This window comes from Bradyrhizobium sp. 191 (genome assembly GCF_023100985.1).
GTDB classification, from domain to species: domain Bacteria; phylum Pseudomonadota; class Alphaproteobacteria; order Rhizobiales; family Xanthobacteraceae; genus Bradyrhizobium; species Bradyrhizobium diversitatis.
Genome location: NZ_CP064692.1, coordinates 2,581,912 through 2,595,548, shown reverse-complemented (window position 1 = coordinate 2,595,548; position 13,637 = coordinate 2,581,912). Strand labels below are relative to the sequence as shown.

Here is a 13,637-nt window from a genome sequence, read left to right as displayed (position 1 = left end):
TCAGCTGTTTCCGCTCCAGAGGTCGATCGGGAATGCACTCATCAGGGCACGATGATCGAAGTTGAGGCGCTCAGCCCCACCCATTTCACGACCTTCGTCAATGCTCGAGGCAAACTCGACGGCAAACCGGCCGGTGCCTTCGTAATAGTCACGATACTTGAACTCGGATTCTCCGCTGCTCAGACGCACGTAGCGAGCCGGTATCCCGAATGCCTCGGCGACAATGATGCCGTGGAGCGAGCTTGCCAGAACCAGCTCCGCTTCGAGAATGGCGTCAATTCGTCGGTTCCATGATCCCAGCGGTGAGACCACCGTATCGGCGCCACGGTCGATAAGACTCAAATCGTGCAAATTCGGAACAAACACCCACGGCTTCTTGGCGGTGGGGCGAAAGCGATTCGGAAACAGCTGAGGGAGCAGCAACGCAGGGTCCCCGAACACTTCGGGTACCGCGATGCCCCGGCGCCGCAAAATCTCCTGTGTACGAGGGCCGCGCACCGCTCGCACGTCCAGGTTCTGCACGCGGCGATTGAGGTCATCCTGGCCGGGGCGTCCGTTCACGCCGCTGCCCCAGATCACATCGTCATTTCGCGCGTAATGGAGCACGGAGCCGATCGCGAACAAGCGCGTTTGCCGCGGCACCTCGTCGGCGAGCGTATAGCCGAAATGCCGCAAGAGATGGTCAACGACGACGACCGAAAGATAGTCACCGAAATTTATCGTTCCGTCGTCGGGACGCCAGAAGAACAAGTCCACGTGCGGATACGGCAGCTGATGAATAAAGTCGCAACCGACCTCGTTCATCAACCGTCGTAGATTGGTCCGAAAAATCATGCTGCCTCGGATTGTAGCTGCTTTCTTGCCGTAGTGTCCTCGTAAACAAGGCGACTATTGGACCATTGCAGCCAATGGCTCAACGACGAAAGTCGGCCTAACCGGAAATTGTGACAGGCCTCCAATTGCGCCACGAGAATATCAAGCCGCGCTCGATCGTTTCGGGCGTCATTTGGTCCGCACTCGATTCCGCAGTCGGGCAGGCTCTCACGCTCGCGATCTACATGATCATGGCGCGGCTGCTGTCGCCGCAGATTCTCGGCATCGTGGCAACGGGGGCGCTGGCGCTCGAATTCTGCCGGGCAGTCCTGATCGAGAGCATCGCGATAGCGGTCCAAGCGCGTGCCGAGCCGAAGGACGAGGATTACACTGCCTCGTTCTGGCTCATCGCGGGCCTCTCCTTGTTTGCAGCGCTCGCACTGTTCGCCTCGAGCGGCGCAATCGAACGATTCTCGGGTCTTTCGGACATTGCCATCGTTCTCAAGGGGTTCTGCATCGTGGTGGCCGTACAGGGCCTGTCACGGACGCACGAAGCCTGGTTGATGCGCAATCAACTGTTTCGATCCCTCGCCATCCGCTCGCTTTCTTCAATCTCGGTTGGCGGGGCGGTTGGGATCGGGCTGGCGATCCAGGGGTACGGGGTCGTTGCGCTGGTCGGACAGCTCGTTTCGACGTCGTTGATCTCGCTGGTCAGCCTTTGGATCCTGACGCCCTGGCGCCCTCGGCTCAGGGTCAGCCGGCAGGCAGTGATCGAACTCCTGAGCTATGCGCGCTACGTGGCGCTGACGGGAATCACGAACTTCGCCAATGCCAATTCCGATCTGATTTTCGTTACCTGGTATACCGGCGCCGCCGGCGCGGGCTTGTACAGCCTGGCCAAGCGCCTGGTCAATGCCGTGAGTACCGTGATTGGGAATGCGTTGAACCGGGTGTTCTTTGCGACCATCGCTGGCCTCCAGCATGACCGTGAAGCATCGCGTTCGACGCTGGTTGCCTTCGTCATGTACACGTCGCTGCTGACGGCTCCGATCTTCGCCGGCATAGCGGTTCTGGCGCCGGATCTGATCACTGCTTTCTTCGGGTCCAAGTGGAGCGAGGCCGCGCCTCTGCTCGCGATCATGTCGGTCACCGGATTCCTGACCACGATTGGCCTCTACAATCACTCCGTTATCCTGGCGTTCGGCAAACCGCATTGGCAAACCTGGCTGACGCTGATCTACGCGGTTTCGAACATAGCAATCTTCATCCTCGCTGCGCCGTTTGGCCTTATCGCGATTGCTGTCGGCTACGTCGCTCGCGCCTTGTTGCTGTATCCGCTATCCGCCGGAGCCTCGATGCGGATCCTGTCACTCGGTATCAGGCCCTATGCCGCGGCGCTGATGCCCGCACTTGCGGGCTCCGCGGTGATGGCATGCGCGGTGGCTGCTGCCTCCGTTGCGATGCCGGCCACGTCGCCATGGCTGCGTCTCGCGGCGCTCGTGCTGCTCGGTTCTTCGGTATATCTCGTCGTTGTTGTCGCGATCGCCCGGCCGGCCGTGGTGCGGATATGCCAGGAAATCCTGGGCCGTGTGCGGCGATCCTCGAGAACCTAGCTGCAAGATCCGCCCTGCAGACACCTAGCTCGCGTTGGCCGCTTGCCGGGTCTCCGAAAGATCGAGCGGCTCGGCCTTCGGGATGCGGGCCGACCTTGCATCGCCCGGCGCAAGCCGGTTGATCAATTTTCGAGCGGGATTCTCGACATAGTGATACGTCACGTCGGCGACGACCGTCAGAATGATGCAGCAGACCAACGCAAACACTGGAAACATGCTTGGTTGAAGTCCGAAATAGTGCCACGCTGGCTTGAAAAGCAGGATCAGCAGCACTTCGTGAACCATGTAGATCGCGTATGACGTGTTGCCGAGGCGGCCGAGCCAGTCAGAGCCGGGAAACCGGGCGAAGGCGCTCTCTCCGGTGGCTGTGACGAGAATCGCGAGAGAGAACACTATGATTGCAAGGTCGGGCTTGGCATAGAGGTTGAGGATCAGGACCGAGCCGGCGAACAGTGCTATTCCGGCGAATGCGACGGGCTTCCTGCGATAGTCGCTCGAGAGCCTGAACAGGACGGTCAGGAGAATCCCGTTCAGGAAGCTCGGAAGGGCCCGCAACATCCCGAAATCGAAGGTTGCTCCGTACATCTGCGAGCGTTCCTGCCAGATCGGCAGGTGAGCGTGGGCGAGGATTCCGTAACAGAGCGCGACGATGATCGCGAGCATCAGCGGCGAGACCCTGCCGGCCAGCAGCATGAACAGTGGGAATAGAACGTAACAGAACAGCTCGGCGCTGATGGACCAGGCCGGCGAGTTGAAGCTGAGGTGATCTGTGACGCCCCACGCCTGCACGAGGAGGAGGTTGTGAAGGAAGTCCAGCCAGCTCGCGTGCGAGGTCGGCCCGGATATACCCACGAGAGCAAGGACCGCGAATATCAATAATGTGAGCAGATGCAAGGGGTAGATTCGCGCGATCCGCCTGACGAGGAAGCGCACATAGGTGCGCAGGCCTGTCGAGGTCGCGGGATAGGAATAGGAGATCACGAAGCCGGACAGGATGAAGAACATGTCGACAAACAGGCCGTAAGAGCCGTTCCAGACCGGCGAGATGCCTTTGTCGATGTTCTTCAGATGAAAGATGAAGACGCCTAGCGCGGCGATGAACCGGTAGAAGTCGAGAAGAACGAATCGCTTTGGTTCGCGGACTTCCATGTCGGCGTCGATATCCCTGCAGCAAGAAGGTCTCTTCTAGACAGCAATTGTGACGCAAGTTCGCAACCAGCGCCAATCATGTGAAGTGCTGATGTGCCTCTGAACGAGCCAGGGTCGGTCCGGAAGTATCAGGTGAGTAGGTCGAAGGCGATCCTTGCCTGTTGAAAGGGCATTGGCTGTCAGCTGTGCGTGGGAGAGGGGCTCCTCCCATCCCACGCTGTCTCGATGGATGCCAATCTGCCGCGATTCTAGACGAACAGGAAATCGTGGCTTGTCAGGTTGCTGACATACACGTTCTTCAGCAGGATCGAATCGTTGGCCGAGAACGTGATGAGCGCATTCGTGCCGGACTGCGTCATCTGCAGGTGACTGTAGTCTGCCGCCAGCAGCTTCGAGATCTGGATCACGTCGTGAGTCGTGCCGTCGCCGGCCTGGAAGTTGAGGATCTGGTCCTGGCCGTGATCGTAGGCGATGGTGGTCGAATTCGGCGCGGCCGAGAACACGTCGTTGCCGGCTCCGCCCTGGATCGTCACGCCGCTCCCAACCGCCGTGACGTTATGGGTGCCGTCGGTCTTGGTCTGATCGATGAACTGCAGTGCATTGGCGGTGTTGTAGTTCTCGTGCTGCGTCGTGCCGGCCTGTCCGTTGAAGTTGAACAGGAACACGTCCCTCGAGCCGTCGGCGTTGTTGGCGATCTCCTGGGTCTTGACGCCGGCGCTGTTATAGATGTCGGTCAGCTTGCTGCCGTCGTCGTGGATGACCTGGGTATAGTCCAGCGTGCCGTCGGCATGGGTCCGGGTGAGCTCGACCAGCTTGCCCGAGGCATCGAGGTGCTGGTGCTGGGTCGTATAGGACTGCCCGGTGACGTTGTAGTTCCAATTGTCCGACGTGCCGTCGGCGTTCTTGATATAGGCCGCGGTCTTCACGCCGCCGGTATAGACGGTCGTGGAGTTATAGCCATCGCTCTTGGTCGTCACCTCGCTGGTGATGACACCCTTCGCGTCATACCACTCGGAGGTCTTGGTGCCGTCAGCGCTCTGCACCAACGTGAATGCCAGGCTGTTGTCGGCGTGGGTGCGCACGATGTGGGTGAGGAAGCCGGTGGAATCGTAGGTGTCGTGCTCCGTCGTGTAGTTCTGACCGACGACGTTGAAGAGATGGACATCCCTCGACCCGTCGGCGTGATAATCGGTCTCCGTCTTCTTGATGCCCGAGGCGTCGTAGTTGGTCACCACGCTGCTGCCATCGCTGCCGACGACCTCGGTATAGTCGAGCGAGCCGTCGGCATGCCAACGGGTTACCTCGGTCGTCCGGCCGGCCGGATCGATGTGCTGGTGCTGCGTGGTGTAGCTCTGGCCGGTGATGTTGTATTTGTGAATGTCTTGGCTCTGGTCGGCATTGGTGATGTAGGCCGCAGTTTTGAGGCCGTTGGAACAGGTCGTTGTCGAACTGTAACCGTCGGCCTTCGTGATCACCTCGCTGGTGAGGACGCCCTTGGCATCGTACCAGTCCGTCGTCTTGATCCCGTCCTTGCTCTGCACCAGCTTGAACGCCATGCTGCCGTCGGCGTGCCTGCGGACCAGCGTGGTGAGGAAGCCGGTCGCATCGTAGATGTCGTGCTCGGTCGTGTAGTTCTGGCCGGTGATGCCGAAGAGATAGACGTCCTTGCTGCCGTCGGCGTGATAGTCGGTCTGCTTGGTTCGCACGCCTGCAGCGTCGTAGTTGGTGATGACGCTGCTTCCGTCGGCATTGATGACCTGCGTATAGTCGAGCGTGCCGTCGGCATGCTTGCGGGTCACCGCGGTGACCTTGCCGGACGGATCGATGTGCTGGATCAGCGTGGTGTAGCTCTGGCCGGTGACGCCATAGGCATAATTGTCAAGACTACCGTCGGCGTTCTTGATGTAGGCCTTCGTCTTCACGCCATTGCTGTAGAGGGTCGTCGAGGTGAATCCGTCGGCCTTTTGGACCACCTCGCTGGTGAGGCTGCCGGAGGCATTGTACCAGTTGGTCGTCTTGGTGCCGTCCGCGGTCTGCATCAGCTTGAAGGCCAGGCTGCCATCGGCGTGCCTGCGGACCAGCGTGGTGAGGAAGCCGGTCGCATCGTAGACGTCGTGCTCGGTCGCATAGGTCTGGCCCTTGATGTTGTAGGTCCAGACGTCCTTGCTCTTGTCGGCATGATAGCTGGTCTCGACCAGCTTGACGCCCGTGGCGCTGTACAACGCGATCACGCTGCTGCCGTCGCTTTTGTAGACCTGGGTCGAATCCAGCGAGCCGTCGGCATGGCTGCGAACGACCGAGGTGACCTTCCCCGACGCGTCAAGGTGCTGAACCTGTGTGGTAAAGCTCTTTCCGGTGATGTTGTAGGAATAATTGTCCTGCGAACCATCGGCGTTCTTGACGTAGGCGGCGGTCTTCACGCCGTTCGTGTAGAGCGTGGTGGAGTAATAGCCGTCCGACTTCTGCACGATCTCGCTCAGAAGGGTTCCGGCCGTGTTGTAGGTATCGGTGGTCCGGGTCGCATCGGTGCCGACATGAACGAATTTCGTCTTCACACCATTGGTGTAGCTGATCAGGTCCTGGGAACCATCGCTGTAGACGACGGTGGTCGAGGTCGGCTGTCCACTCGAATTGAGGCCGGTGTCGGACTTCGACAGCAGCTTCCCGCTCGCGTCGTAAGTCTTCGTGTTGGTCCAGGTCGCGGCGGTATTCGTCACGGAGAACGAGTAGCCGCCCTGGATCTTGGACAGCGCGCTGCCGTAATGGGCAATGATGTAGTCCATCGTCGCTTTCGAAGCGACCGGCAGGACGTGCGAATCCGTCAACGTGATGGTTTGCAGCGCCGTCGACTCGCTCAGGTCGGACAGTTGCGGCACGATCTCGGCAGCCGTGCCCGTGACGCTGGCCCGGCTGTCAGGCGGAGTCGGCGTGGTCGGAGGCGCGTCGATCTCGATGATCAACGGGTGATCGCTGACCGGAATCGTGATCGAGCTGACGTCGGTGTAGCTGGCGATCGCCGTGGTTCCCGTCAGCGTGTCGTAGACCTTCACCGTATGATGCACGCCGCCGAGATTCACCGTGACCGTCTGGGTGCTGTTGGTTACCTCGGTGTCGGTGGCGTCGTTCCAGAGCTTCGGCTCGGCCCAGACGACGAGCTCGTAGGCGCCATTGCTCTTGCCGAGCACCATGCTGTTGCCTGTGGCCGGTATGTTGCTCAGGGTGTAGTTCAATGGATCAGTCGGCTGCAGGCCGCCCTTGCCGTCGTCGGCCAGAATGGTCGTCAGGTTGTGAATCGCCGTCGCCGCGAGCTTCGGCGTGCCGTCGGAATTGAACAGTCCGAAGTTCGCTTCCGGGTTCGTATTGGCGGCCGACGAGTCACGGTCGAACAGCTCGTAGAGATAGGTCGCGCTGACACCGGCCTTGTAGGCATCGACCAGTGTGTTCAGGATCGATTTGGCCTGCACGGTCTCGTTGACGCCGAGATATTGGGTGTTGGCTTGCGTGGTATAGCCGGTCTCGGTGATGACGACGGGCTTTCCAGGTGCTGCGGTCATGACGGCGCTCAGCGTCGCCGCAATGGAGCTGCTGGGGGTCAGGCTGGTGCTGACATAGGCGTGGGCGTTGGCATAGTCGACCGAGCCGGACATGTTCCCGAGCTGGTTGTAGCCCTGGGGATCGTTGTAGGCCAGTGACAGATTGTAGACGGGAATGCGGCCGAGGGCGGCGTTGGCATTGACCGCTTGATAAAGCGCGCTCTGGAACTGGGCTGCGGCACTCAGGCTGGAGCTGCCATTGTAGCTGAAGGGCTGGTGATTGGCCTCGTTGAGACCCTCGATGGCGCTGATGCTGCCCGGATGGCTCGCCACGAATTTCTCGAGCGACACGATATACTTCTGCAGTCCGGTCGTGCCCATCTGGGGCAGGGCGGACGATACGAGGAAGTCGAACTTGTAGCCGGCAGCGGCGAGTCCCTCGACCACCGGTTGCGCAGCCGGGCTGGTTCCCATGGCGTCGCGGAGATGGGTGACGCCGAGATACTCCAGATTGTCGACCATCAGCGCGAGATTGTTGTAGCCGGTCCACCCGAAGCCGGCATGTGTATTGACGCCGATGGAGTTGATGAAGCCGCCGGCGGAGAGGATTGTTTGATCAGGCATTGCACACTCGATTTCAGCGCGAACCAAATTGCTCGCAGGGATTTGCGTTCAAGCTTCTCTGGCGAGTGTGAATTTCAGATAAAAACCAAAGCTACAAATAGCGAGCGAAACGTGTTCCTTGTGCAGGAACAGACTCGCTCTGTTGCAGCAGAACGTTGACTGCGATGCCGGAGCAGGATGGCGTGAGGAAGGCGCTTTCAAGAATTTTGTCGATCTGATTGCTGAATGTATGCGCAGCATATGCCGATTGGATCCATGCGACAGGTCGGGAAGGGGAACGATGCTGCACGCTTGCAGTGCGTGATGTCGGCAAAGGGTTGTGCAGCGTCCGCAATCCTACGGAGTGTCATCCGCTCTTCGTGAAACTTCCTGCACAGAACGTTTGCAGATGCCGTTTCTATGGTCGTTTAAAATATAGGATATACCCGGTATGGTTGTGGTCGCTCGTGACGGTGCACGCACCCGCTGCGGCAGTTGGTAGCGAGGCCCGGTTCAGTCTCGGACGTCGGATCTGATTTTGGCAGACTTGCGGGTGCGGCGAATCAGCCGCGGCGAGCCAGCATGAGAAAGTCCCCGCGCCATGCGATGATCGCCGTTGCGAGCGCGGCGATCATGATCTTGCCGGCGAGCCATGCAGCGGGCTCCGTCGGCATCGAACCGAGCGATCCGATCAGGATCGCGGCCACCAGCGCCTGCATGACCAAGGACCAGCGCGGGAATGCCTCGAACCGCAGCGTAGGACCGAGCGCGACCAGAATCGTTGCGAGGGTGGCGAGCGAAGCACAGCCCACCGCCGCTCGCGGCGACAGGCCGGCCGACACGGCGACCAGGGAGAGGGCGACAACGAGGGCGAGCTGCCCGGCGGCGACCAGGACCAGCCTGGTCGCCAGCTTCTCGAGGTGGGGGACAACGGCTATCGTCGCCTGCAAATGGGTATGCAGGAAATAGAAGGCGGCGATCGCCGGCGCCGTCGCCAGGAAGCCATCCAGGCTCTCCCGGGGCACCAGGATGCGCGCGGCATCCGGAATGAAGCCGACCAATCCGCCGAGTAGCACGAGGGTCGTGCAGATCATGAACTCGAACATGCGGCGTGCAGATTGCAGGGATTTTGTGCCGGTCCCGTGCTCGAAATCGTTGACCACTTCGGGATAGCTCACGGTGTGGATCGCTGCATTGAGGACCCAGAAGGGACGTTGCAGCAGGTCGAGCGCGATCGAAAATCCGGCGCCAGCCCCCGTCGCACCCAGCCGGCCGATGACGATGACACGGAGCAGCACCGGCACCGACAGATGGATGACCGACGCGCCCGCGGCGAGCATGCCGTAGCGGGAGAAATCCTTCCAGTCGGCGAGCGTCGTTTGCAGCGAAGCGCGCTCCAGGGGAGTGCGATAGACCACCAGCCCGGCGAGAAGGCCCAGCATGTGGCCGGCGGCAACGCCGAGCAGCGCCGCTTCGGCCGTTCCCGAGATCGCTGCGCCGGCGGCGGCCGCGGTCAGAAGAGCGGTGGCACGAAACGCAAGAAGAAAGGACGCGATGCCCAGCCGATCGGACAGGCGGACCGACAGGAAATAGAGATCCGTCAAGCCCTGGAGCACGGATATGCCGAGGCCCAGGGCGACGATCCCTGTCGGGAGCACGCTGGCCAAGGATGCGCAGCTCCCGACGAGGACGAGCGCGCCCGCACTCGACAGGCCCGCCGCAAGCAGCGACCATCTCAACCGAGCCGCTTCGTCTTCCTTCGCTGCCGCCAGAAAGCGCAGTCCGGCGAGTTGCAGCCACTCGAACATCAGGACGCAGAGCAATTGGCTCGAGGCCAGTGCCAGGGAGAAATTGGTATAGTCGGCGGCGGGCAACAGGTGACTGATCGCGAAGATCAGGACGATCGCCGCGGCGCTTTGATAGACGTAGCCCGCCATCGCCAGGAGGCGTGTCATCTCGGAATGAGGCGCTCCTTGCCGACGGTCCGTCCCAGCGGCGCCTCGGCCGTTGCTGCGCGCATGCGCGACATCCGTTGTTCGCGCAATTGCTCATACAGGTTCTTGTATGAAGACAGCACGTCGGCAAATACCCATTTGTTGGTATCCGCAATGAGGCGCCGGCTGATCTCGTCGATCTTGTGCGGATCCGCCGCGATTGCGAGCATGCTGTCGGCCAGGGAATGCGGATCGGCTTCGGTCAGCCAGCCCGTCACGCCGTGCTCGATGACCTCGGGCATGCCGCCAAAGGGCGTTCCGAGCAGCGGCCTGCCAGCCGCCTTGGCGTCTGCGACGACGAGTGGACCCGGGTCGTGCCAGATGGATGGCGCGACCACCACATCGACCTGCCTGTAGAAATCGTCCGGCGCCACGAAGCCCATGAACTCTATTCGCGCATCCCGCGAGAGGCCCCGGAGGCGTCCCTGCTCCTCGTCGCTGACCCGGCCGGCGATCATCATGCGGATGCGATCGCGGGGCAGCAGAGCAAGAGCGCGCATGAGGTTGTCGATGCCCTTTTCCTCCGTGAGGCGGCCTATGAACCCGAACGTCACTTCAGTGGTGCAGATCGGACGAGGATAGGGCTCACGTGGCGGCTCGGTCGAGGCGTTGCGGATCACGGTACGGATCGGCGTCTCGGTGAACATGCCCATGTCCGTATGAATGGACAGAACGCGCTCGCTCACGCCGACCACGGCACTGAGCCAATGCGTGGCGCGCTTGCGATGATAGCTCAGGATTCCGCAGCTCGTGCAAGTGCGCTCGCAAGACCGTCCCTTGTCGAAACGCGAGCAGCGCGGACAGGTCAGATAATAGTCGTGAAGCGTATGGAGCACCGGGACGCCGAGCTGGGCGGCAACGCGCCAGATCGCGGTGGTGAGACCCGACAAATTGTTGGAGTGCAGGACGTCCGGCTTGAAGGCCCGGACTCGTTCCGCGATCAGGGGCGCCTGCATCTGCCAATCGTCGACCGCGTGCCAGATGCTGCGCAGCGCGATGTTCTTCTGTTCGGTGAAAGGCAGATAGATATTTTGCACCGGCGCGGAATAGATGTCGATGCCGTTGCAGGATTCGCGAGCCTGGTGGGGTGCCGGTGCGGCCCGTATCACCTCGACCTCGTCTCCGCGCTGCACCAGGCCTTCGGCGAAACGTCGGGCGAAGACCTCTGCACCGCCAACGATCTTTGGTGCCTGAGGTGTCGGATAAAGCGTGGACGTCAAAAGAACTTTCATCGCGTAACCTCGTGTTTTGCAAATTCACGCCTACCGCGCCGGCCGGATCTCCAGGGCGGGAATGGCACCGTTGTTGACTGCAATAAGAACCGGTGTGCTCGAAACCGGAATCCAGGCCCTGGACGCCGGTCTTGCCGCCGAATCGCACGGCATCGCAAAGGTTGCTCCTTCCTGATCGTCCTTGAGCCGGATTTCGTAACGTCGGTCCGGGGCCTCGGACCAGACTGCAATTCTGCCGCCGGAAGCCGTTGACGCATTGATCGACACGACGCCGCTGGCGAGTTCTCGTCGCTCGGCACTCAGGCTGGAGCGAATGAAAGCCCAGGCGCCCTGGGCCGCACAGGCGACGGGTTTGGGCGAATTGTCGAAACGGTAGAGGCCGAAATTGTCCTCCAGCTCCGATGGATTCCTGCCGCTGTCCTTGAGCTCATAGAGCCACATGCCCTTGAGCCAGCGTGCCGCGGTCGACGCCCACAGGATGAGCTGTGCCGTATTGTCGGCCTGGGCCTGTTCGCTGACGCCGCATTTGTTGGTGGCCGTGGTCCAGCCGGTCTCGGTGACATAGATCGGGAAGTCGGCGTTTCCGCTCGCCTGACTCACGAGCCGATGGAACGCGGTGAGCCGATCGATGATCTCGGCGGAGGTGCGTTTGCTTGGGCCCATGCAGAAATTGTAGAGATGGATCGAAGCGCCGTCCGCGTACTGGAGAACGCCGGTTCGCAGCATCTTCTCCGTCCATGTCCAGCCCGGATCGTCGCCGAGCGCCCCGACCAGGAAAGGCGCATTCGGCGCGACCCGCTTCACCGCCGGGCGTGCGACCTCCGCGAGCGCCAGATAGTTTTCCGGTGAGAACGCGGCATCTTTCTTTGCCGCCAGGTTCCATTCGTTCCAGAGCTCGAACAGGGGGTGTTGCGCCACGACCGATTGCGCCGCGGCCGCAGCATAATCGGCGAATCGCTGCCGGGCTTCGTCGGTCGTCGGTGGCGAGGAATTCGGAACGAGATGATGGCCGAACGCAAGGATCAGGAGCGGGCGCGCGACGCCGGACCTCACCTGCGCCTCCAGCCTGCCGAGTCTGGGCGTGAAGCCCATCCGGCGTCCTGCCGTTTCGAACTCGGACCAGGGGAAGTCGTCGCGGAAGGAATTGAGGCCGAGTTGCTTGATCTGGGCGACGTTCTCTGCGGGTACGTACCCGCGCGCGCTCACCGGCCCGCCCAACCCCTGATGGGTGCCGACACCCAGCAGGAATCGGGCATCGAGCGGTTGAGCGTGCTGAGCGCAGGCCGGCACCGACAGCAGAATGGACGAGATGAAGCCCGCGAGGCGGACACTGTCGCGAATCAAGGTGCGTGGGCGTGTCATGGTCTAGGTCATGCCCACGCGCGATACACCGGCGGCGACACCAGACCGGGCTCGGTGGATCGCCATCGCGATCTCCGGCATCTGCGCGGGCAAGCGTGCATGCTGTTCGTCACTTTGAGAGATCCGATTGCAGCCCCGCCTTCGTTGCGACCGGTGTCCGGTCGTCCTGAAGCAGCTCGGCATAGACCTGCTGCAATTGTCCATGCGTCTTCTGAACGTCATACAGCTGCTTGAAGCGGTCGTAGCCGCGCTGCCCGAGCACCTTGAGATCGAGATCCAGTGCTCGCCGGAAACCGTCGACCAACGGCTGGACGGCGACCGGCTCGCACAGCACGCCGGTGACGCCATCGACGACGATCTCGGGCAATGCGCCGCTGCGGAACGCCAGAATGGGCTTGGCTGCGCGCATCGCCTCCAGGGCAACGAGGCCAAAGGCTTCCCATCGTGACGGGATCACGACGAGGTCGGCGGCCTCGAGCTGGGTCTCGATGGTTGGGCGGTCCAGCCAGCCCAGCAGGGACACGTTGGAAGGGACGGTCGGGCCTTCATATTTGTTGACGACGGAGGCGCCGATCATGCGGACGTCGAGGACATCCTCAAGCGAGCGAGCTGCTTCGATCAGGAGATCAAAGCCCTTCTGCCGGTCCAGACGACCGATGAAGAGGACCTTGACCTTCTTGGAAGTCCATTCCGCCGCAACGGGCTGCAGCGTGCGGCTCTTCGAGATGCCATTGTGGACGACGGTGAGGCGGTCGGCGGGAATTCCGGCGCGGACCGCCTCGTTGAACTCGTCGACGGAGATGCAGATGATCCGGTCCGACGTGCGCGCGAGAAGGTTCTCCGCCGCCTTTGTCACCACATGACTGAGGCGGCCGGTCTCACGCGAAAACGCCCAGCCGTGCGGACAATAGACGACGCGCGGTCCGTCCGAGCGGGCCGCCAGCGCGGGCCGGAGCACGAGGCCCGCAAACGAGGAATGCAGGTGCACCACGTCCGGTCTGAAGGCATCCAGCGTCTGCATGCTTGCGCGCAGCATCTGCAATAGCCCGGCGATGCTGCGGCCGGATCGCTCGAACGTCGTAATCTGTTTGTCATCGACGGCGGCGAGATCGCCTCGATGATCCGAGGGAACGACATAGTGCACGTTCTCGGCGCCGAAGCTCGCCTGTTGCTGCGGATGTAACTCATTCAGGTAGCTCGCAATCCCGCCACGAATCGTCTCGGCGACGTGCAGCACCTTCATCGTCTGTCTTGCATAAGGCTGCGTCGGAGAGCCGGGCATCGTGCATCCTCGTTCTGAGCTTCACTGCTGGCGGAACAGTTCCTCGAATACGTAGC

8 protein-coding genes are annotated in these 13,637 nt (G+C 61.6%); 1 reads left to right on the top strand and 7 read right to left on the bottom strand.

Going from position 1 to position 13,637, the window contains the following annotated elements; genetic code table 11:
* Positions 1-804, bottom strand: coding sequence for a polysaccharide pyruvyl transferase family protein (locus IVB23_RS11985; protein WP_061878627.1), 804 nt, complete (start codon positions 802-804; stop codon positions 1-3).
* A gap of 140 nt (positions 805-944) precedes the next feature.
* Between IVB23_RS11985 and IVB23_RS11980 the strand changes: the two genes are divergently transcribed.
* On the top strand, positions 945-2,426 hold the full coding sequence (locus IVB23_RS11980; protein ID WP_247803655.1) for a lipopolysaccharide biosynthesis protein: 1,482 nt from the start codon (positions 945-947) through the stop codon (positions 2,424-2,426).
* Positions 2,427-2,450: 24 nt separating this feature from the next.
* Here IVB23_RS11980 and IVB23_RS11975 read toward each other — a convergent pair whose 3' ends face one another.
* The 6 genes from IVB23_RS11975 to IVB23_RS11950 all read right to left on the bottom strand — a co-directional run bounded on the left by IVB23_RS11975 (position 2,451) and on the right by IVB23_RS11950 (position 13,581).
* Positions 2,451-3,575, bottom strand: a complete 1,125-nt coding sequence (locus IVB23_RS11975) for an acyltransferase (RefSeq protein ID WP_061878625.1) — start codon at positions 3,573-3,575, stop codon at positions 2,451-2,453.
* A gap of 248 nt (positions 3,576-3,823) precedes the next feature.
* The gene (locus IVB23_RS11970) at positions 3,824-7,732 is read right to left on the bottom strand and encodes an RHS repeat protein (RefSeq protein ID WP_247803653.1); all 3,909 of its coding nucleotides are present in this window, start codon (positions 7,730-7,732) and stop codon (positions 3,824-3,826) included.
* Between the two features lie 542 nt (positions 7,733-8,274).
* Positions 8,275-9,666: a hypothetical protein gene (locus IVB23_RS11965; protein WP_247803652.1), complete on the bottom strand. Its 1,392-nt coding sequence runs from the start codon at positions 9,664-9,666 to the stop codon at positions 8,275-8,277.
* The gene (locus tag IVB23_RS11960; protein WP_247803650.1) at positions 9,663-10,937 is read right to left on the bottom strand and encodes a glycosyltransferase family 4 protein; all 1,275 of its coding nucleotides are present in this window, start codon (positions 10,935-10,937) and stop codon (positions 9,663-9,665) included. Before IVB23_RS11960 ends, IVB23_RS11965 begins: the two co-directional genes overlap by 4 nt.
* Before the next feature lie 30 nt (positions 10,938-10,967).
* Complete coding sequence (locus IVB23_RS11955) at positions 10,968-12,299, bottom strand: hypothetical protein (protein ID WP_247803648.1); 1,332 nt, start codon at positions 12,297-12,299, stop codon at positions 10,968-10,970.
* A 109-nt stretch (positions 12,300-12,408) separates the two neighbouring features.
* Complete coding sequence (locus IVB23_RS11950) at positions 12,409-13,581, bottom strand: glycosyltransferase (RefSeq protein WP_247803647.1); 1,173 nt, start codon at positions 13,579-13,581, stop codon at positions 12,409-12,411.
* Between the last annotated feature and the right edge of the window lie 56 nt (positions 13,582-13,637).

What these genes read in the sequence shown, in the direction of transcription:
- IVB23_RS11985 (WP_061878627.1), bottom strand. Translation starts at nt 804, where the DNA reads ATGAACGAGGTCGGTTGCGACTTTATTCATCAGCTGCCGTATCCGCAC.
- IVB23_RS11975 (WP_061878625.1), bottom strand. Translation starts at nt 3,575, where the DNA reads ATGGAAGTCCGCGAACCAAAGCGATTCGTTCTTCTCGACTTCTACCGG.
- IVB23_RS11970 (WP_247803653.1), bottom strand. Translation starts at nt 7,732, where the DNA reads ATGCCTGATCAAACAATCCTCTCCGCCGGCGGCTTCATCAACTCCATC.
- IVB23_RS11965 (WP_247803652.1), bottom strand. Translation starts at nt 9,666, where the DNA reads ATGACACGCCTCCTGGCGATGGCGGGCTACGTCTATCAAAGCGCCGCG.
- IVB23_RS11960 (WP_247803650.1), bottom strand. Translation starts at nt 10,937, where the DNA reads ATGAAAGTTCTTTTGACGTCCACGCTTTATCCGACACCTCAGGCACCA.
- IVB23_RS11955 (WP_247803648.1), bottom strand. Translation starts at nt 12,299, where the DNA reads ATGACACGCCCACGCACCTTGATTCGCGACAGTGTCCGCCTCGCGGGC.
- IVB23_RS11950 (WP_247803647.1), bottom strand. Translation starts at nt 13,581, where the DNA reads ATGCCCGGCTCTCCGACGCAGCCTTATGCAAGACAGACGATGAAGGTG.